Genomic DNA, 20,603 nt, shown 5'->3' on the forward strand with positions numbered 1-20,603 from the left:
ATTGCATGCGCCCTTTTTGGCTGGAAACTAATTAAACGAACTCACCGGATCCAACATTCCGCCTGTTGCATCGACATCTGGTCCTTCTTGATTGCGTCCCCACATGCTTTCTAAGCCGCTGTCATCTTCCGCGGCGGCTTCCGGTTGGAATTCGCCTTGCTGAACATTTTCACGCGCTGTCTGAAAACTGTCGGCAGGTTGAATGTCGGTTGTCGGAACATCGTTAGGTGAGTCGATACTCGTTGTGGTATCACTACCCGTGGCGTTGAAAACACTATCGGAATCAATGTCGAAATCATCAACCCAATTATCAATTAACGGTGTCTTGGTCACAGAGGCAAATCGCATACGTGAAGCGGGATTAGGCATATTCTTCATCATCGAAGTAATGGTCTTGCCTGTTGCCTGCAGACCGGCTTCGCTAATAGGTGCTACCGTCGGCACGGGAGTCGGCAATGGCGGTATCGCTTCTTTCGTTGTCGGATCCACTTGCCGTACAGGTACAGCCCCGTGCATATGCTGTCCAACAGCAATTGTCAACGGCTTGTCGCTTGCATCTTTGAAGAGACTTGTCTTGAGTGTTGCAGAAAGATTGCTGCCACTTGTGCCATGCAAATGCTGCACTTGCAATTCACCATTAGCCAAACTGACATAGACTACCGAATCGGCTGGGACGATAACGGTTCCATATGCGGTCTTGATCATACCTGACTGCAGAGGCGGCTTAACCGAAACCAGCAAATTACCCTTTGCCAACAGCAAAGTTGTTGCATCCACCCGCTTAAAAATGCTGCCGTCTGTTGCTGCCACGAAAACACGCGGTACTGCCTTCGGCTTAACCTGAGCTGCCGGCTTGGCGGCACCCGGCTTAACCGCTGCTGCTTCGGCACACAGTCCAGGAGCAGTGCTAACCAGTATCGAAAGGGCCAGGTACTTAATTCTCTGCATTCTTAGCAACCTCTACCGAAAATTTTCCCGTTTAACCTAATACTGAAACTGAATGTAACACAAGCTTGTAGAATATCCGTGGAGTTTCTAAGTCACTCGTTTAGGAAAACAGCCATGTCAACAAGCGCGCCTACGATGGAAAAACCTGCTACGACAACGTCACCGGGCAACAACAAATCCCAAGCTATCGCCTGGGTGCTCTATCACTTCGGAAACTCCGGCTATCCGGCAGTAGTCGCCGCAGCCATATTCAACACATTTTTCGTAACTGTTATAGCTAAGGGCGCGGGGTTCGACAAAGGCACTTCGACATTGCTGTGGACGCTGGCTGTAGGTCTGTCCAATTTGCTTGTAGTTGTCTCCGCCCCATTATTAGGTGCACTCTGCGATTACAGCGCCGCCAAGAAATCGGTGCTATTCGGAGCGACTATCGGCTGCATCATTTTGACATCACTACTGTTTTTCACTGGTCCTGGCTCCATCGTACTAGCATTTGCTTTGATAACTCTTTCCTACTTCATGTTTTCCACCGGCGAAAATTTCCTAGCTTCCTTTCTGCCTGAAATTTGCACATCGGAAAATATGGGACGTGTCTCCGGTTGGGGTTGCACTATAAGCCACCTCGGTGCATTGATAATTCTAATGGCCTGCAAAGCTTATGTAGATTGGGCTCAAGCTGCCGGTCAGCAACCAGCCGAATACATTCCAATGACTGCTGTTCTTGTCGCTATCAACTACGCGGTTTTTGGATTGCCTTTCTTTGCGTTTGTTAAAGAGCACGCAAAACCAAAAACGCTGCCTGCAGGTCAGACGTATTGGTCAATCGGCACACATCGTCTGATGGAAACATTAAAAGATGCGCCAAAGTTTCAAGATCTTTTCCGCCTTCTTCTAACAGTAATGATGTATACATGCGGCACCTCGACGGTCGTTGTGCTGGCATCAGTATTCGCTCATGAAGTTATGGGCTTTTCAGTATCCGATGCGATTATGTTGTTTATCGTAATCAACTTAACGGCTACTGGTGGCGCTTATGTTTTTGGTGAAATCCAAGATCGAGTCGGATCGAAACAGACTCTACTCATTGCACTTTCATTGTGGCTCTTGTCTGTTCTGACACTTACATTTAGTCCGGATCGCACTATATTTTGGATTGCCGCATCATTAGCAGGTGCTGCTAACGGCGGCAGTTTCACTGCCGGTCGCGCCACAGTCGGCTTGTTAACACCAGAAGGACGCGCCGGAGAATTCTTCGGACTCTGGGGACTTGCTTGCAAAACCGCAGCCATAATTGGACCAATTAGCTATGGCTTAATGGCATATGCAACTGGCGGAAATCACCGCCTGGCAATTTTCTGCACTTGCATATTCTTCGGTGTTGCTTTAGCACTGGCCACAACCATCAATATGAAGCGCGGACAAGAAGCAGCCCGTCAGTCGTAACTTACTTTCGTCAGGGCACAACGCCTGCACCCGCTGAATTTCGTAGAGACGCATTACATACACACCAACCGTAGCAGGATCTCGTAGGGGCGCATTGCATGCGCCCGCCCACCAAAGGAGCACTAATGTCACTAGCCACTCAACTGTGCGATCCACTGAATCCCATGACGGATGAATTTATTCAAGATCCATATCCTTGGTACAAACGGCTTCGCGAAGAAGATCCTGTATTCTGGAGCGACAACAGCAACCAGTGGATACTGACCCGCTGGGACGACATTAACGCATGCATTCGCGACATCAAATTTGGCAAGAAGTTTCAACCAGCGCAACGTTTCTGGTTGACTCGCATGTTAAACCCTAAGTTTTTCCCGCTCTTGTCGGCATCAGCTCTCTTTATGCTGAGGCAAGATCCTCCAGATCACACACGATTGAGAGGGTTAGTCAATAAAGCGTTTACCCCGAAGATGATCGAGCAACTGCGTCCGCACATCGAGATCATCTCAAACAAACTCATTGACCAAATTGTGAAGGGCAGCGAAGTGGAGCTAATGTCTCAATTTTCATTCCCTCTTCCTGTTACCGTTATTTCCGAAATGTTGGGAGTACCTCCCGAAGATCTGCACAAGATCAAAAAGTGGTCCACTCCAATTACTTTTGCATTTGACTTAGGCGGCGGATTTGATCTTGGCAAATTGCTGGCTGCCAACAAAGCAATCGGCGAATTTATCAATTACCTCCGCCCGATTGCCGAAGATCGCCGCAAGAATCCAAAAGACGATTTGATTTCCGCGCTTGTTCAAGCTGAAGAAGAAGGCAATAAGCTTACACAAGATGAATTGCTGGCAAACTGTGTTCTATTGCTTCTTGCCGGACACGAGACAACTGTAAATCTAATTGGTAATGGCGTACACGCTTTTCTCACGCATCCTGATCAGCTGTCAATCCTCAAGGCAAATCCTGAGCTTATGCCTCAGGCAGTCGATGAAGTTCTCCGCTGGAATTCTTCAGTTCAACTAGTTCGTCGTATGGTGTTAGAAGACACGGAAATACGCGGCAAGAAGCTCAAGAAGAATGACTTGATGGTCATGTTCGTCGGGGCAGCTAATCGCGATCCAGAAATGTTTGCCGATCCGGACAAATTTGATATCACGCGCAAGGACAGCAAATACCTTTCCTTTGGCGCAGGAATTCACCACTGCCTCGGTTGGTCGCTGGCTAAGACTGAAGCAGAAATCGCTTTTGCCACGCTGTTTAAACGCCTACCGAATCTCCAAATAAAGCCCGGCAAAGAAGTACGCTTCCGCAGACACCCGGCATTACGCGGGCTGCAAGAGCTTTGGCTGACGTTCTAGCGCACCCAATCTACCTTACACGGGCAACAATTAACATAGCGAAGTTGAGCATGGGTATATTATGGATAGTGGAGCCCCAGCACGGTAGTAGATTATGTCGACTGAGTCTTATAACCGAATCCTACATCTTTTGCAGCAGCTACCGGAACCGCAACAAGCGCAACTCCTTAAGGTAATGGAGTGCCAAATCGCCAATTCTAAGCAGAAGGACGCTAGCATTTCATCCCTCCGCGGATTGGGAAAGGAAATCTGGCATGATTTCGATGCCCAGGATTACGTCAACAAGGAGCGTGACTCTTGGAGTGGATAAGCTCGCTCTCTGGAAAAACGATCGGAATAGACACTGCGCCATTCATCTATTACATAGAAGAAAATGCTACTTACTTTCCACTAATAGAACCACTGTTTCAAGCAATTGCAGATTCCAAGCTTGAGGCAGTCACTTCAGTCATAACACTGCTTGAAGTATTGGTGAAACCATTAAGAGAGCAAAGATTTGACTTGGCAGGACAATACCGACACATTTTGCTTAATTCGCGTGGCTTAACAATCGCAGAATCAAATACAACAATTGCTGATCGCGCCGCTCATATACGAGCAGAATACAACATTCGCACTCCCGATGCGATACAAATTGCTACAGCAATACTTAACAACGCATCCGTGTTTTTAACGAATGATTCGCAGCTTCCAAAGATTGAAGGTATTGAGATCGTAAAACTAGACGAATTGGTCTCTACTTCGAAGTAACCGGTTTTGTGGATACGCGATTCTGTAGTTTTTCTACAAACGCTTGTACTTCCTGCAAGCGGCCTTTAACACGTTGCTTCGTTGTGATATCAATGATAAAACGCGGGATGGGAACACCGGCATCAGTGTAAGAGGTTAACTCCACCATGGTGTGTTTGCCGTTGTCTGCAGGCGTTAGTATCCAACTACCTTCCATTGCTTTGAATTTGTCCGAGCGAACTAATTCAAAATCAATGCGCTTGTATGGATCTTCTGTTTGTTTGATGACAGCTACTGCATCGCCAATAATCGGTAACTTGACGTATTTCTCTTCGATAATCGCGACGTTACCCTTGCGCTCTAGCTGTTTGCTGTACGCCATGTCGTCGGAATCAGGCACATCTAAAATGGCATCCCAGACAACTTCCGGTGGTGCTTTGATAAGCATGCTGGCTCTTGCATGATGAGCCTTATGAGATTGTTTTGTCGCTGAAGCAATCTTTTGCGTTTCTCCTGCAAATGATGCGCTGCAAACGCCACTTGCGAGTGTTGCCGCCAAAGCTAAAGTCAAAACGAATTTATTCACAGTAACCTCCAAACTAACGAACTTCGCCCATTAGCTCACGCACCTTAGGCGTAAGCAGGGCGAGAATTCCTGTAGCAACCATAGCTGCCACAGCCATAGAACCAAACAAATAAACCATATGAGTAGGATCGGTATCGAAATAGCTGGCAATGATTCCTGAAACGAAATCTCCCAGTGCCGATGCTAAAAACCAAATCCCCATGAACATCCCAACGAATCGTAACGGTGCAAGTTTAGTTACAGTACTTAGACCAACAGGAGACAAACAAAGTTCCCCGATACACTCAACAAGATACACAGCTACAAGCCATAGCGGGCTCACCAAGCCGTGCGCTGTAAGCATTGCAGCAGGCACCATTAGCCCGATACCTAAAGCTAAAATGAGCAATCCCCAGGTGAACTTGGCGGGACTGGATGGCTCCTTATCGCCCAATTTAACCCAGAAGAGCGAGAACACCGGCGCCAGAATCATCACGAACACCGGATTCAATGACTGGAACCAGCTTGATGGGAATTCAAAACCAAATATTTCGTGACGAGTTAATTTGTCGGCAAATAACGTCAACGATGAACCAGCTTGTTCATAAATTGCCCAGAACAACACGGTGAAGAAAAACAATACGCCAATCGCTCCCAAACGTTTCCACTCACCAACGGTCATGATCTGTCGGGCTGCTGGAGCAGCCTGACCATTTTCACCCGCAGATTTCATACTAACAGTTGTTGCTGGTGGATTGCCAACCGTAGCTAGGCGCTTGCGCTGAGCAAGATATTGCATGAGTCCAAAGATCATGCCAACTCCGGCTGCAGCAAAGCCAAAGTGCCACGACGACTCTGGATGGAATCCCCAGGTAGTAATTGTTTTCTTGAAGCCTAAGTCTTGCGCTAAGTAACCGCAGACTAATGGAGCCATCGCTGCGCCAATGTTGATGCCCATATAGAAGATGGAAAATCCACCATCACGTCTGTGGTCACCAGGTGCATAAAGCGATCCCAACATTGCGCTGATGTTCGGCTTTAACAAACCAGTACCACTAACGATAAGTATCAAGCCCAAGAAAAATGTTTGAATTGATGGGAATGCCAAAGTGAAGTGACCGAGCGCAATAATAATGCCGCCGATCAACACTGCTTTTCTTGCGCCAATTAAACGATCGGCAAGAATGCCACCCGGCAAAGAAAGCATGTAGCAAGACATTTGGTAAAAGCCGTAAATCATCGCGGCTGTTTTAATATCAAATCCAAGTCCACCATCGGCAACTGCTGCCACCATATAAAGAACAAGAATGGCGCGCATGCCGTAGAAGCTGAAGCGCTCCCACAGCTCGGTGAAGAACAACGTGGTCAATCCGCGTGGATGTCCGAAGAGTCCACCGGTATCGAGCGTTTCATGTGTCATTGTGTTGTTGCTCGCTTGCGCCACCGTTGCCTGCACTTTCGTACCTCTCAGAATAAGTCACAGATAAACCATAAATTGTATAAGAAATACGTGTTGCCAACTAATGGAGAAGTTGCCAATATCTCTAATGTCAAGCAGTATCAAAGCGGAAATAGCTTGACCATTCGACTTGTCAATAACCAATACTAGAAAGAAATCATCTTCGATTATTGAGGTTTACCGATGACCAAGTCACTTACTGCCGCTCTTGCTCTGTCTCTTCTTCTTGGAACATTTGCCTACGCAGAAGGTGAAACGCCTGACCCAACAGCAGAAGAAGCAACGACACCTGTTCAACAAACAGATGACATACGCAAGGGTGTCAACCCAAGTGACGCGCCGGACATCAAAGTCGGGGTCAACGTCTATGTCGTTTCGCTCGAGAATTTAAAAGAAATCGGCATGGCCATTCAAGAAGTCCGTGAAGCAGCAAGCGATCTCTGCGAGGAAGTTAGCAGACGCGAAGTAACCCTCACATCGACTCCCAACGTAGTCGGCTACACAGTACTGAGCATGCCATCGGGATTTACCCAAGGCGCATATTTGCCACCACGCAAGAAGTGGGTCGATGCATACATGCAAGACATGAGCAGAATCGTTAAACTTATGAAAGACGAATGTGACGACGTGCTGGCAGGTAAGGCACCACTAGTAGTGCCGGCACCTCAACAGGAAGAAGTGAAAGCCATGTTTGCGCAATGGGTAGGACTGGTAAATGACACTTTCAACAAAGTGGCCGAGCTGGAAAAAACCACTAGTCAACCAATGCTAAACAACGCATCCATAGCCAATGCCGCTCTAGCTATCAACAAGGACATGAAAAACCTCGAAGCCTTGCGCAAGAAGGTCTATAAGATCTACCAAAAAGCCGGGCAACGAGCAGAAGAAACAGCAAGTCTAACCGGAGATCAAGTGAAGTAATGGAAAAAGCAACATTTGGAGCCGGCTGCTTCTGGGGAGTCGAAGAAACCTTTCGCCAAGTCACTGGTGTTAGTGAAACGGCTGTCGGCTACATGGGCGGCACTCTCAATAGTCCCACGTATGAAGATGTCTGCACCGACGAGACAGGTCATGCTGAAGTCGTGCAATTGACTTATGACCCCAGCAAAGTATCTTACGAACAACTGCTCAAGATATTTTGGGGATTGCATGATCCGACAACACTAAATAGACAAGGCCCTGATATTGGATCGCAGTACCGCTCCGGTGTGTACTTCCATACTAAAGAACAAGAACAGGCAGCACGAAATCTCAAATCAAAACTAGATACAAGCGGTCACTTCAAACGTCCAATCGTCACTGAAATTGAACCCGCCCAAACATTCTGGCGCGCTGAGGAATACCACCAGAAGTATTTCCAGCGCCGCGGATTACCCAGCTGCCACGTGCCGCAGCCTATAGAATAGGCACCAAAGCTCTTGGCTTGCGTGACATTGGTGTCATACACTATGTATGACACCAATAGGTATAGTCAATGCGGATCACGTTCAATTATCGTGACCTCAAGATTACTGAAGACGAATGTCTTCAAATACTCGATATCGCCAATGAATCCACAGAAGAATTTGATATGAAAACTGCAACGAGCAAGCAACCAAAACGACCAGCACACATAAATAAAGCAATGAAAGACCTTCGCTCCTATGCGAGATCGGAAATGTCTAAAACTGAAATTGTACAATTCAGAGTCGACAAGTCGGATTTTGAAACATTAGTTGAAGCCGCCTCAAAGCTGCAAATGCCAATGGGAGCAATGGTGAGACATTGGGTTTTGGAAAAACTAGGGTCCTCTGCTGGGAAACAAGCCAAAAAAGAGGATTACCTATTTGTAGCCGAACGAACTTCTGAGTTATGGCAATCCTCAAAGCCGAAACAAAGTACCGGTGAACTCGCTGGAGATCTTTTGCGAGAGTTAGCCTCGCTGAAGAAGCGAATAGACAAACTTGAATCGAAAGCGCAAGACAAATCAAAATAGAGAAGCAACGCCCTCAGTCGAGATTCAGTGGTTTTCACAGTAATTCTGGTATAGATAGCAAATTTAAGCTACGATTGTAAGTTGTGAACAAAGAAGACACGACTCCACTTTCGTGGGCGCACCCACTTGTCAGAGACTGGTTTGTCTCTAAATTTGGCACGGCGTCGGAGCCTCAGACTGAGGGGTGGCCGCATATTCTTGCCGGCAGACCGACGCTTATTTCGGCGCCTACCGGGTCGGGCAAGACATTGGCGGCGTTTTTGGCTTGTATCGATAGATTGGTCAGACGAGCGGTTGATGGGAAGCTCGAAGACCACACTTATGTAGTTTATGTTTCACCGCTTAAAGCTTTGAGCAATGACATTCATAAAAATCTCGAGCAGCCTCTGGCGGAAATTGTTGAGTTAGCCAAAGAGCGCGGTATTGAAATGCAGCCTATTCGGGTTGCTGTGCGCACGGGCGATACACAGGCGCATGAGCGAAGGGCTATGCTCAAGCGTCCGCCACATATTTTGGTTACGACGCCGGAGTCACTTTACATTCTCATTACGGCCGAGAAGAGTAGGGCGACTCTGAAACTTGTTGAGACTCTGATTGTTGATGAAATTCACGCAGTTGCCGATGATAAGCGTGGCGCTCATCTTTGCCTTTCGCTGGAGAGACTACAGGCACTAACTCTCAAGCCGCCTTTACGTATTGGTCTTTCTGCCACCCAAAAGCCGATTGAGCAAATTGCTCAGTATTTGGTCGGCAATGGACGGGCTCAGCCTGTAATTGTGAATGCCGGACACAAAAGAAAAATAGATTTGGCGATTGAAGTGCCGGGAGCACCTTTGGCTCCGGTGGCATCTGCCGAATTGTGGGAAGAGATTTATGATCGCATCGCGTCACTAGTCGAGAGCCATCAGTCGACTCTAGTATTTGTAAATACTCGCAAGTTAGCTGAGCGAATTGCCTTTCGTTTATCTGAAAGACTCGGCGAAGATGCAGTAGCCAGCCATCACGGAAGTTTGTCGCGCAAAATCAGATTGGTTGCCGAGCACAAGCTTAAAACAGGACAATTGAAGGTTCTTGTAGCCACTGCTTCGCTGGAACTTGGTATTGATGTCGGTGCTATTGATTTGGTCTGCCAAATAGGATCGCCTAGATCCATTGCAGTGGCTCTGCAAAGGATTGGTCGTTCAGGTCACTTTAAAGGAGCAACACCTAAAGGTCGTGTGTTTGCAACAACACGGGACCAATTGGTTGAATGTGCGGCGCTCTGCCGGGCCATTAGTCATGGCGATCTGGACAAGATTATTATTCCGGAAGCACCCTTGGATATTTTGGCGCAACAAATAGTGGCTTCTTGCGCAACTAACGACTGGCAAGAAGATGAGCTGTTTGAGATGGTCAGCCGTGCTTATCCATATCAGTCGTTAACTAGAGACCAGTTTGATGAGATTCTGGACATGCTCACAGAAGGCTTCTCCGGCAGGACAATTGCCAGAGGGTCTTACTTGTTGCGCGATCGCGTGAATAAAACAGTTCACGCCCGTCGCGGTAGTCGCATGTTAGCTATTACAAACGGTGGCGCAATTCCGGAGACCGGCTTATTTAACATGGTCGTCGAGCCGGAAGAAACAATTGTCGGCACGCTTGATGAAGACTTTGCCGTTGAAAGCAATCGCGGCGATGTTATTTTGCTTGGCACAACGTCGTGGCAAGTTATACGAGTAGAGCAACGTACAGGTCGCGTCTTAGTCAAAGATGCTCACGGCTCTCCTCCGTCGGTTCCATTCTGGCGAGGAGAAGCTCCCGCTCGCACGGAAGAATTATCAGATCACATTGGCAGACTACGTCAAGAAATAAGCGACAAACTTTCCGACGCCTCCCGTAGGGGCGCATTGCATGCGCCCGACAACAGCGATATTGTCGAATGGTTAATGAACGAATGCCACCTAGACAAATCCGGCGCCGAGCAACTGGTTGAATACATCGTCGAGGGACAAACAGTCCTGGGTCAAGTGCCGACGCAAAAGAGAATCATTGCTGAAAGATTCTTCGATGAAGGCGGCGGCATGCAGCTTGTTATTCACGCTCCTTTCGGTGGGCGAATAAATAAGGCCTGGGGACTAGCATTGCGCAAGCGCTTCTGCCGCAGTTTCAATTTCGAATTACAGGCAGCAGCTACAGATGACGGTCTGAATATTTCACTTTTGGAACAACATAGTTTTCCATTGGCTGATGTCTTTCGCTTTCTAAGCAAAGAAACTCTGGCCGAAGTACTTACACAAGCAGCCTTACAAACGCCGATTTTCAATACTCGTTTTCGTTGGGATGCAAATCGCGCACTATCCTTGCTACGCTATCAAGGTGGCAAGAAAGTACCGCCACAGATTCAACGCATGCGCGCTGAGGATTTGTTAGCCACAGTGTTTCCCCAAGCAGCTGCTTGCCAGGACAACATCGACGGCGACATTGTTGTACCGGAACATCCTCTTATCAATGAAGTGATGAAGGATGTATTGACTGAAGCAATGGACCTTGAAGGACTGACAAAACTAATTTCAGAAATTACCGCCGGCGAAATTGAATGTATTGCCATTGATACACCAACACCGTCTGCTTTTGCCGCCGAAATAGTCAATGCCAATCCATACGCATACTTAGATGATGCTCCACTGGAAGAAAGACGCGCCCGAGCGGTCGAAATGCGACGAGTCTTGCCGCAGTCCATTGTAGAAGAAGTCGGTCGATTAGATCCGGAAACCATCCAGCGCGTGCAGCAAGAAGCATGGCCGGATATTCGTGACGCGCATGAGCTTTATGACTTAACGCAGACACTTATCATCATGCCGGAGTTGGCGGAGATTGACGATCAACTGTCTACAGTTCCTGACAGACATATTGAAAGATGGTCCGATCTATTTGCAGAACTTCTAAACAGCAAGAGAGTCGGCAAAGCAAAAGTCGGCAGTCGAAATTATTGGGTGACGGCCGAAAATGTCGAGACCTTCAAGTCAATTTTCCCTGATGCGGAATTTGTCGTTTTACCTGCGCAAATCCCTCAAGAATCAGCAGGCGGGGGCGATGGTATTCGCGCAGCGATAAAAGGATGGATGTTCCACTTAGGTCCAACTAATGCGCAAGAGCTTTCAGCAATTACAGGTCTTGCGCCGGCAGATGTTGAACAAGCACTGCTCTTTATCGAGTCGCAAGGATTAGTTTTGCGCGGTCGCTTTACCAGTGCTAACACCGAAGAATGGTCCGAGCGTCGCTTGCTCTCACGCATTCACAATTTGACAGTCGGTACTTTACGCAAGCAGATCGAACCTGTAACTGCCGCACAATTCATGCAATGGCTTCTACGCTGGCAACATGTAACACCGGGCAGCCAGCTGACAGGTGAGCGCGGTACGCTTGAAGTGCTGAGCCAACTGCAAGGGTTTGAAATTCCAGCAAATGCTTGGGAGTCGTCAATTCTTACCAAGCGAATTAGGAAATACGATCCTGATGTAGTTGACCACTTGTGTCTAACAGGAGCAATTGGCTGGGGACGATTGTCACCCCACCCAGCTAGTTTGGAAGGTATTGTTTTGCCTGATGAGAGTTCCGGTATTAAGCGTGTTGTTCCAACAAGCATTGCACCTGTGACATTTTTTGTTCGTCACGAGTCTGACTGGATGGCATCCAAGCATATCAAAGGCGATGAAGTGAAGTTTCTCTCGCAAGCGGCAGCCGATGTCTTTGAATTTTTGAAATTACATGGAGCGTCTTTCTTCAGCGATATAAGTCGTGGAGTCGGTCGACTAAAGGCTGAGGTGGAAACAGCGCTTTGGGAATTGGTTACGGCAGGCTTAGTGACAGCTGATGGTTTCGATAATTTACGGGCGTTAATTGATCCAAAGAGACGTGCCGGCGAAGGACGCGGGCGTTACTCTCGTCCACGCCACAGCACCGGACGCTGGTCACTTCTATATTCAGCGCACAGCCCGGCACGAACTGAAATTGCCAATGATCGCAATGAAATTGTTGAAGCAACCTGTTGGATGCTGCTTCGACGCTATGGTGTTGTCTTCCGAGATCTTCTTGCGCGCGAAAATGTAGTTCCAAAATGGCGCGAGCTATTAATGGCCTTCAGGCGTTTGGAAGACAGGGGAGAAGTGAGAGCGGGAAGATTCATAAGTGGATTTTTGGGCGAGCAGTTTGGCCTGCCAATAGCTGTTGAATCACTTAGAGCACTGCGCAAGCAACCGCCTAATGGTGAAACGGTAACAATTTCAGCGGCCGATCCTCTCAATCTGGTGGGCATCTTGGTGCCAGGTCAAAAAATTGCCAGTCACTTTAGCCAAATGATCACATATAAAGATGGCGTTCCAGTCGAACCACAGGTAAAATTTACTGGTTATCAGCATTAATGCACCGTTGTCATGAAGCGATAATCCTGTCAGTGATATTTACTTTAGGTTGGGAGAAGCCGTTATGAGAAGAGTTCTAGCATCTGTCCTGTGTGGTCTGGCAGCATCCAGTCTTGCACCGGTACTTGCTGAAGGCACGCTAGACAGCTCGCCTAACCCAATTTTCCTGGCAATGCCGGCACCGGCATCGATGCCGACAATCATTGACTCGACTCAACCGGCTCCAGCTGAAGCAACTCCAGTTGCAGACACTCCTGTTGAAACCAAAAAGAAGAAGGAAAAGTCGAGTGTCAAAGTCCATTCAGTAAAACAACCAAAAGTAAAAGCGATTGCCCAAAACACCACGGGCGGCGATGCATCAACATCTACACCGGCACCGCAACCAACTGGCTCCTTTCCAAAGACAGGCATAGCCGGTCAATTTGAAAAAATCGGCAATTTCGGTAAATCATTACCAAAACGCCTGCCACCAACATTGATTTGCGCAGTAGGCGGCACACCAGTTGCTTTCGTTAAGCACACGATAATGGCCACCAAAGATGGCGTGAAGGACATTGTCGGCGAAAGCAAGTTTCCTTTGTTTGTAGCTCCGGCAGTTTGCGTATCTTTCCCCTATGGACTATGCGCCGGCGTCCTGTCCGGACCAGTAGTAGGACTAGCTAACGGCTGGAAGTACAGTGACGACAAACCATTCAGCAAAGAGTCGTTTAGTCTCGGAAGTGACAAGTAACTTCACAATCGTTACGGTATCATTCGGCAAACCATAGATATCCAGTCACTATCGATTGGATTGTTATTTCGATAATTGGATATTTGTATTGCACAGTCAGTGCTCTACAAGTCCACATATTCGCTTGATCAGAGCCCGACTCAACCTTAAATTTTTCCAGGGACAACTATCAACTCAATTTTCATAATTAGCAGACTTATTAAACCTAGAAAGACATTTTGATGAGTCCACAATTAACAGCAGTTCGCGGAATAGAAGAAAGAGAAGTTGTCGCACCTTCGGTAGTCGACGAGTTCAACATGGCCAATTCGCGTTTGTCCCGTTCGCTTGAAATACGCGCTTCGTTTTACCAAACCTTTCTCTCCTACATTCAACAATTCACTCGTCCTGAGTTGAATGTAGAAGTTTCCCGCGCCTTCAAAGCAGAACTGGCATCATTATTTGAAAGTTTCGCCAAAGTTCTGCGCAATGAAGTATCTTCCAATTTGCAAGAGGATTCAGAACAAGATGATTTGCGCAAGCAATTGGTAGACGCAAAAGATCAAATCATTTCTCTTTTGACAGAACGCGCTTCCGATCAAGCACGAATAACCCAACTGGAAACAGAATTGAAATTCTTGCCGGACTTGCAAGCACAAGCAGATAGAGCAATGAAATTGGCAGATTCTGCAAGCAAGGTTCAAGACTCACTTCAAGATTTGCGTTTGCAACTGAATGACGCTCACCTATCCCGCATGCGTCACAAATTGCATCGCAAGCCACGTTCATGGTGGGGCAAGATTACTTCTCAATTTGCGCAGCACGCAGACTAAACAAAGTTGACATAAGGTAAGAAAGGGCCTCTGCAGATGCGGTAGGGGTCCACATCTGCAATGGTCCGTTCTGGCGTTCGGGCAGTAATTTGGTTATTGGCAAGAAGGTGCAACACGCATCGGCAGGAAAGACTCACCAATACCACAGGTGGTGCGCGTTTCAACTTCATCTATATTCCACGTTAAATCCACCAACCTCAAATGTCAAGAAAACGCAACTCATCTTGCCATTAGAAGTTTCCCACCAGCTCTTGCCTTACTGGAGCTAGGCATTTACAGATCAAGAAAAACATACCGCATAAGGGGCAGAATTATTGGCAAATATGGCTCAAATTAGGCTTCCGAAGGAACAATAGATAGGGTGGAAAGTTGTTGTTTTTGCGTACCTAATTTTAGATAAGCAGCAGTCCCTGGGCGTTAACAGCAGGTCTTGCGACTATGGGGCAACGGCGCAGTACTCTCTTTATTGCTCATTGCCGTTCACACCGCCGGCAGCTGAATCGGTAGCTGCAGTACCATCTAGTACGCAATAACTACTGCATTTCTATGTTCATGGACTGCTCGGTTGAACCTAGATGAAACATGGCTTTATCATATCCAGCCGGTCCAAATTTCCCATGAGCGTTATTGGAAAAACCATACTGCACTTTCGGGATACCAAATATGCCGGTTTCAAACTTGCCGCTATTGTCCTCATTATGAAACAACTTAATTGCATAATCACCGTACGGCAAATTAGTGAAAGCACATTCGGCAGCATTGTTCTTAATCGGCAAAATCTCCTTGCGAAAAGCCGTCTCACCGGTAAATTTATCATTCGTATACGATGCATCAGAGTTGAACAGTGCAACACGTACAGAACCGTTGCTGTTTTTCAAACCACTGACGTGAATAATAAGAGTACCCTGGTCGGCTGCGTGCACAAAGCACCCGGCACTAAAAATCATTGCGCTAACAAGAGATAACCATATTCGCTTTTTAAGCATTTACTTACTCCATTAATTTCGAAAGAATTGACCATGGAAACCAAAAGGTACTAACAAAGGCAACTCCATACGTGCCATCTCATCCATTGAAGCAGCATCCAAAACAATCAAGAAAGATTTTTTTCGTGCGGCGTCCAATACCACGGACAAGACAACCCCATCATCCTCATTGACTGCATCCGGTCGCGCTACAAACACCGGTTCGCCGGGATAACACTCATCTTGCCGCCAATCTTTCAGCTCATTTGTTTTCACATTGAACTTTACCAGTCTATTTAAAAACTTCCCATCATCCTGACCGGGCGCATAGACGTAGTTATATGCCTTGCCATTCACCCGTTCATAGTAAATGCGCGGTAATTCCAGTCCGGCTTCGCAGATATTTTCAGAAGACATCTTTTTTGACGCTAATGACAAACGCAACCTGCGCAACTTCGGTAGTGGCAAACTACAGTCCTCATTTCTCAGGTTGGCCAAATAAGTACTCTGCACAATCTGAGCATCCGGATATGCAAGCAAGTCAATGACGACGTCGCCATTTTCTTCAAATGCATTGACATGATGGAAACAGAAAAATGCATCTGTTTCAGCAAAGGCAACAAGCTCTCCGTGCTCCTTGCTGTAAACACTCACGCGAGTTGCATTGTTACCCTTCCATGAATAACTCTCAACATATGTCTTGTTTCCCAGGATTACGTCCAAAGGATTTACAACGAATGGGCACTCAACCAAAATAATGTAATTAGCACTGACGGCAAAGCTGTGAAAATAGCACGGCGCTTTAGTTTTGATGACAGCGATTTCTTTTCTAGCAGTTGTTCCATGACCTACTTTATAAATGACATATGCACTTGTCGGACCAAGTTTAATCAATAAATTGTATAGTTCGCGTCGTTCAAAATCGTAATGCGGGTGAGCTGTAGTGACTTGACCGGCGAGCTTGTCGTCGTAGGTAAACTTGCCGATTGTAGTCAGGTCACGACAATCAAATTCCACGGTATTGACTGTTTCAGTCAAGCCCAAATAATGCTCATTGAGATTAACCAAATTGACGTTGGCATTATCGGTGAGCATGGGATTGAAGGGATTGGCAAGTTTTTCAATGAAGGAGCGACTGGGGTTGGTACCAAATTCAGCTAGTCCAATACGGTTATCTGCAGTTGCTATCCTATAGGCATCCGTCTCCAAAAATTTGCATGTAAGTTTTGCCTCACCAGCGGCAAAAGAGAATTTGTGCAGTTTTGCCAGCCCGTCAAACCAATGACGATATTGCTGCAATCCCGCCTCAAATTTGGCAGGACCATTCCGGACAAGATGACCTTCCAGCCAATCGGGTACTTTGCCCTTAACAGGCAAACTCAGGTCGATACATTCGTGCAACTGGCTCTCAAAACCAGGGGCAAATGCCGATACGGTAGATGCAGATGAGTTTGGCGGGCTCAAGATATGTCCTTTGCGGCCCCTCGTAAGGGTTAGCCTATGGGCGTTTAGGGCTTTTTAAGATTTGGAAGAATTTGTTAAATTATAGCCTAAATGGGGCACTTATTAGATGGAACTGGCATCACAGACGCTCAAAGCACGCCGCAATCAACGGCTTGCCCACGACAGGTAAGACCTGCCGTTTATGCCCCAATTTCAGGAGGCGCGAAGCATGGAAGCATTCGACGCACGCCAGTTTCAAAAATGGCTCCACAACACGACAGACCGCAACCTAAAGGATGCGATTTACTATGTCTTAGCTGCCAACAAGAAGCTTACCGAAAACGACCCGGACCGCGACGAAAGACTTATCGACAAGAAGTTATTGGAATCGAATGAATTGGGATTAGATGATCCCCAAATGCAAATTATCCACAAGGTGATTGCAACTAATGACACAACACCACCAGGAATTCTAGATTTCCTCGGCAGTGTTGCCGACGAATCAGTTCGCCTACGTGTGGCGGAAAACAAGAACAGTCCGGCAGACACATTAAACAAGCTCGCTCAAGATGAATGTGTAGAAGTTCGCGTAGCTGTCGCCGAGAATTGTAGTACAACCGCCGAAATCATGAGCATATTGAGCAACGACGAATGCGCCGATGTCCGCTACGCTGTTGCTGAAAATCCGGAAACCCCTCAAGAGATACTAATAAACCTTGAAGAGGATGACAATCCATATGTAGCCCATCGCGCACAACAGACAATACAAAAGACAGAACCAATTAGAAATCCGGCTCGATTAATGAAAGTCTCTACTGTTTTAATTGTGGACGATGATCACTTCATAAGAGCCCTACTTAAAGAACAAATCTGTTCAGATCCGACATTCACTGTCATAGGTGAAGCAAGTAATGGTCTTGATGGATTGGATCAGGTTTTGCATTTGAAACCGGACATTGTTCTCATGGATATTGGACTGCCGATGCTCAATGGTGTAGCCAGCACGCAACACATTAAGGCGGAAATACCCAAAGTTAAAGTACTAATGGTTACGAGTCGCGATGACGATGCCGATATCATCGGCGCGATAGAGGCCGGAGCTGACGGCTATCTTCTAAAGTCCGGCTCTTCAGACAATTTATTGACCGCCCTTCACCAGCTGGCTTCCAACAACAGTTGGATCGATCCTGGAGTAGCAAGTACAGTCTTACGCCAGTGCATTCGTCAGCCGAATGTTAAATCGGCACCATTGCAGCTCCCAGCAACAGCCCCACAGCCAGTGAATGCAGCAATTACAGTTGTCTTTGATATGGCATCGAAAGCAACCAAAGAAGGCAAATGGGACGTTGCTCGCACACTTTGCCAGGCAGCTTTGCAAATTGCGGAAGCCGCTAAGGATGTGGCGCCTCAAGAAATATCACAGCTACTCTCGAAATTAGCCGACACCTGTTACACTCACGAGGATTACAAAGCATCGGAATCGTTGTATCTAAAAGCACTGGAAGTACGCCAGACGCAACTAGATGAAACTGATCCAAAGCTAGACAATTACGTAACATTCCTAGCGAAACTGTACGAATCTGCAGGCAACAATCAACAAGCAGAGCTTTATTACTCCTGGTCACTGAGAATTCGTGAACAATCAGGAGATCAGGGATTAATAACGGAAGCACAGGAACGACTAGAGAATGTGATGACACCACACAAAGAAGGCTAGGGAAAAACAATGCCGGAGTTCCTCAAGCACATATTCAGTCATGATTTCATGCCCCATGGATACTGTCTGCAATGGAATTCAGGACTCGTGCCGATATTGATCACAGCAAACATAGCCATTGCTGTTGCTTACTATGCAATTCCAGCAGCGTTATTTTTCTTTGTGCGCAACAGGAGAGACCTGGCGTTTTCCTGGATATTTGCTTTATTTGGAGCATTTATTCTTGCTTGCGGCACAACGCACTTAGTCTTTGTTTTAAATATCTTCAAGGGCTATTATTGGTTAGAAGCTCTCGTCGATAGCTTTACGGCAGTTATTTCCATAATTACAGCCATAGTACTCTGGCCGTTGATACCGAAAGCCTTGTCATTGCCAAGCCCAAAAGAGTTAAAGGAAACCAATGAAGAGTTGATACTTCTCAATACTCGCTATATGAATCTGAACGCCGAACTTTCGGAAGTCAACAAACAACTAACAAGCGCGCGCGACCAGGCAATTGAGTCTTCAAAATTAAAGAGCTGGTTTTTGGCCAATATAAGTCACGAATTACGCACACCGCTAAGTGCAGCACTGGGCATGAACGAGCTCTTGTTACATACGGGACTAACGACAGATCAAAAGTCCTTTGCCGAAAGCGTCCAGTCTTCAGGGCAGGCACTGTTGTCGCTTGTAAATGATTTATTGGATTTATCGAAGATCGAAGCTGGAAAAGTTACCATCGAATCGGTTCCTGTTGATATTGATGATTTATCACGCGAGTGCTTGGGACTCTTTGAAGTTCCAGCGAAAAACAAACGCCTCAAACTCAAATGCTACGTCGACCCGCGTGTGCCTCGTCGTCTCTTTGGAGATCCTGCACGTATCAAACAGGTGCTTGTAAATCTGGTCGGCAATGCCGTGAAATTCACAGACAAAGGTGAAGTCACATTGCAAGTCGTCATCCGCGCTGATCATTCAGACTATATGGATGTAGAATTCACAATCATCGATACAGGCATTGGTCTGTCGACTGAAGAACGTGATCAAATCTTCAAACCTTTTGCGCAAGTTGATCAGTCAACATCGCGCAGATATGGTGGAGCCGGATTGGGCTTGACGATAAGCAAACACTTAGTTGAACTTATGGGCGGCAGCATTGGTGTCAGCAGCAGCAAACAACGTGGATCTTCTTTCTGGTTTACCGTGCCTATGCACTTGGCTCCCGAGTCTGCCGTCATGGGCGGACCAGACGACAAAATGGCAGTCTTAGCCGGCAAACTCTTAGGCAATGTCCTTGTTGTAGAAGACGATTCGCTGTTGCAGCAGCTTACGGTAACGCAATTAAGTCATCTTGGTTTAAAGAGGCATGTCGTAGATGACGGACTGGAAGCACTTGCCGAAATTAAGCGCAATAAGTACGACCTTATCCTTATGGATTGCCACTTACCTTTAATGGATGGTTATGAGGCAACACAACGAATTCGCGAAATGGAAAAACAAACCGGAGAACACATAACGATTGTCGCTATGACTGCCGGAGCCATGCCTGGAGACTATGAACGCTGCCAACAATCCGGAATGGACGATTATCTAAGCAAGCCTTATACCCTAAAACAACTGAGAGAAAAGCTAGCAAAATACTTGCCGACTTCAGATGTAGAATCTGCCCGCGAATCCAAAGTTATGAGTGGTGAGTCGAAAGAACGCGCTGATGCGTCGGCTTCAGCAGGTGGTCTGGAGTCTAAGGAACTCCTTAACTTCTTGCGCATAAAACAAATCGCGCCGCCGGACAAAGTACCAATGCTCTTGTCACTATACATAAGTTCAGTGAAAACATCTTTACTAACGATAGAAAAATGTGTCGCTGAAAAAGACAGCAAAGAAATAGCCGCACAAGCTCACAAGATACTTGGTAGTTCAAGAACAATTGATGCCTATGAAATGGTTGAAATTACAACGCAACTCTATTCAGCAGCCAAAGCAGATGACTGGAATGAAATACCCCGTCTTGTGAACGCGCTGCAAAAAGCACTCGACTCTGTGTCCGTCGAAATTGAAAACGCGATGCGCTCTTGCTAGCGAG

The 20,603-nt window shown here is 46.9% G+C and carries 16 protein-coding genes; 11 read left to right on the top strand and 5 right to left on the bottom strand.

Translation table 11 applies throughout. The features are described from left to right. Nucleotides 1-27: 27 nt before the first annotated feature. Nucleotides 28-948, bottom strand: coding sequence for a hypothetical protein (locus tag K2Y22_09850; protein ID MBX9878746.1), 921 nt, complete (start codon nucleotides 946-948; stop codon nucleotides 28-30). Between the two features lie 114 nt (nucleotides 949-1,062). On the opposite strand from K2Y22_09850, the gene K2Y22_09855 reads away from it, so the two are divergent. From K2Y22_09855 to K2Y22_09865, 3 genes are all read left to right on the top strand, one after another. Continuing rightward, nucleotides 1,063-2,391 carry an MFS transporter gene (locus K2Y22_09855; GenBank protein MBX9878747.1) on the top strand — a complete coding sequence of 443 codons (1,329 nt, stop codon included), beginning with the start codon at nucleotides 1,063-1,065 and terminating at the stop codon, nucleotides 2,389-2,391. A gap of 125 nt (nucleotides 2,392-2,516) precedes the next feature. Beyond that, nucleotides 2,517-3,746 carry a cytochrome P450 gene (locus K2Y22_09860; protein MBX9878748.1) on the top strand — a complete coding sequence of 410 codons (1,230 nt, stop codon included), beginning with the start codon at nucleotides 2,517-2,519 and terminating at the stop codon, nucleotides 3,744-3,746. A 297-nt stretch (nucleotides 3,747-4,043) separates the two neighbouring features. Further along, nucleotides 4,044-4,496 (top strand): PIN domain-containing protein, encoded by a 453-nt coding sequence (locus K2Y22_09865; GenBank protein MBX9878749.1) that lies wholly within the window; start codon nucleotides 4,044-4,046, stop codon nucleotides 4,494-4,496. On the opposite strand, the gene K2Y22_09870 is transcribed toward K2Y22_09865, so the two are convergent. Together K2Y22_09870 and K2Y22_09875 are read right to left on the bottom strand one after the other, a co-directional pair. After that, nucleotides 4,483-5,061, bottom strand: coding sequence for an SRPBCC family protein (locus K2Y22_09870; protein MBX9878750.1), 579 nt, complete (start codon nucleotides 5,059-5,061; stop codon nucleotides 4,483-4,485). The two genes, K2Y22_09865 and K2Y22_09870, sit on opposite strands and share 14 nt — an antisense overlap. A 13-nt stretch (nucleotides 5,062-5,074) precedes the next feature. Beyond that, the gene (locus K2Y22_09875; protein ID MBX9878751.1) at nucleotides 5,075-6,460 is read right to left on the bottom strand and encodes a peptide MFS transporter; all 1,386 of its coding nucleotides are present in this window, start codon (nucleotides 6,458-6,460) and stop codon (nucleotides 5,075-5,077) included. A gap of 222 nt (nucleotides 6,461-6,682) precedes the next feature. Between K2Y22_09875 and K2Y22_09880 the strand changes: the two genes are divergently transcribed. From K2Y22_09880 to K2Y22_09905, 6 genes are all read left to right on the top strand, one after another. Continuing rightward, on the top strand, nucleotides 6,683-7,420 hold the full coding sequence (locus tag K2Y22_09880) for a hypothetical protein (GenBank protein ID MBX9878752.1): 738 nt from the start codon (nucleotides 6,683-6,685) through the stop codon (nucleotides 7,418-7,420). Further along, complete coding sequence (msrA, locus tag K2Y22_09885) at nucleotides 7,420-7,905, top strand: peptide-methionine (S)-S-oxide reductase MsrA (GenBank protein ID MBX9878753.1); 486 nt, start codon at nucleotides 7,420-7,422, stop codon at nucleotides 7,903-7,905. Before K2Y22_09880 ends, msrA begins: the two co-directional genes overlap by 1 nt. A gap of 68 nt (nucleotides 7,906-7,973) precedes the next feature. Beyond that, the gene (locus K2Y22_09890) at nucleotides 7,974-8,474 is read left to right on the top strand and encodes a hypothetical protein (protein MBX9878754.1); all 501 of its coding nucleotides are present in this window, start codon (nucleotides 7,974-7,976) and stop codon (nucleotides 8,472-8,474) included. A gap of 83 nt (nucleotides 8,475-8,557) precedes the next feature. Then, nucleotides 8,558-12,874, top strand: coding sequence for a DEAD/DEAH box helicase (locus K2Y22_09895; GenBank protein ID MBX9878755.1), 4,317 nt, complete (start codon nucleotides 8,558-8,560; stop codon nucleotides 12,872-12,874). A 64-nt stretch (nucleotides 12,875-12,938) separates the two neighbouring features. Continuing rightward, nucleotides 12,939-13,604, top strand: coding sequence for a hypothetical protein (locus tag K2Y22_09900; GenBank protein MBX9878756.1), 666 nt, complete (start codon nucleotides 12,939-12,941; stop codon nucleotides 13,602-13,604). A 221-nt stretch (nucleotides 13,605-13,825) separates the two neighbouring features. Further along, nucleotides 13,826-14,416, top strand: a complete 591-nt coding sequence (locus tag K2Y22_09905; GenBank protein MBX9878757.1) for a hypothetical protein — start codon at nucleotides 13,826-13,828, stop codon at nucleotides 14,414-14,416. Nucleotides 14,417-14,949: 533 nt separating this feature from the next. On the opposite strand, the gene K2Y22_09910 is transcribed toward K2Y22_09905, so the two are convergent. Both K2Y22_09910 and K2Y22_09915 read right to left on the bottom strand, forming a co-directional pair. Then, on the bottom strand, nucleotides 14,950-15,402 hold the full coding sequence (locus K2Y22_09910; GenBank protein ID MBX9878758.1) for a DUF2141 domain-containing protein: 453 nt from the start codon (nucleotides 15,400-15,402) through the stop codon (nucleotides 14,950-14,952). Nucleotides 15,403-15,414: 12 nt separating this feature from the next. After that, nucleotides 15,415-16,845, bottom strand: coding sequence for a carotenoid oxygenase family protein (locus tag K2Y22_09915; protein MBX9878759.1), 1,431 nt, complete (start codon nucleotides 16,843-16,845; stop codon nucleotides 15,415-15,417). A gap of 208 nt (nucleotides 16,846-17,053) precedes the next feature. On the opposite strand from K2Y22_09915, the gene K2Y22_09920 reads away from it, so the two are divergent. Continuing rightward, nucleotides 17,054-18,541, top strand: a complete 1,488-nt coding sequence (locus K2Y22_09920) for a response regulator (GenBank protein ID MBX9878760.1) — start codon at nucleotides 17,054-17,056, stop codon at nucleotides 18,539-18,541. 9 nt (nucleotides 18,542-18,550) lie between these two features. Then, nucleotides 18,551-20,599 carry a response regulator gene (locus K2Y22_09925; GenBank protein MBX9878761.1) on the top strand — a complete coding sequence of 683 codons (2,049 nt, stop codon included), beginning with the start codon at nucleotides 18,551-18,553 and terminating at the stop codon, nucleotides 20,597-20,599. Nucleotides 20,600-20,603: the final 4 nt, after the last annotated feature.

The organism is Candidatus Obscuribacterales bacterium, from assembly GCA_019744775.1.
Taxonomy (GTDB): domain Bacteria; phylum Cyanobacteriota; class Vampirovibrionia; order Obscuribacterales; family Obscuribacteraceae; genus SBAT01.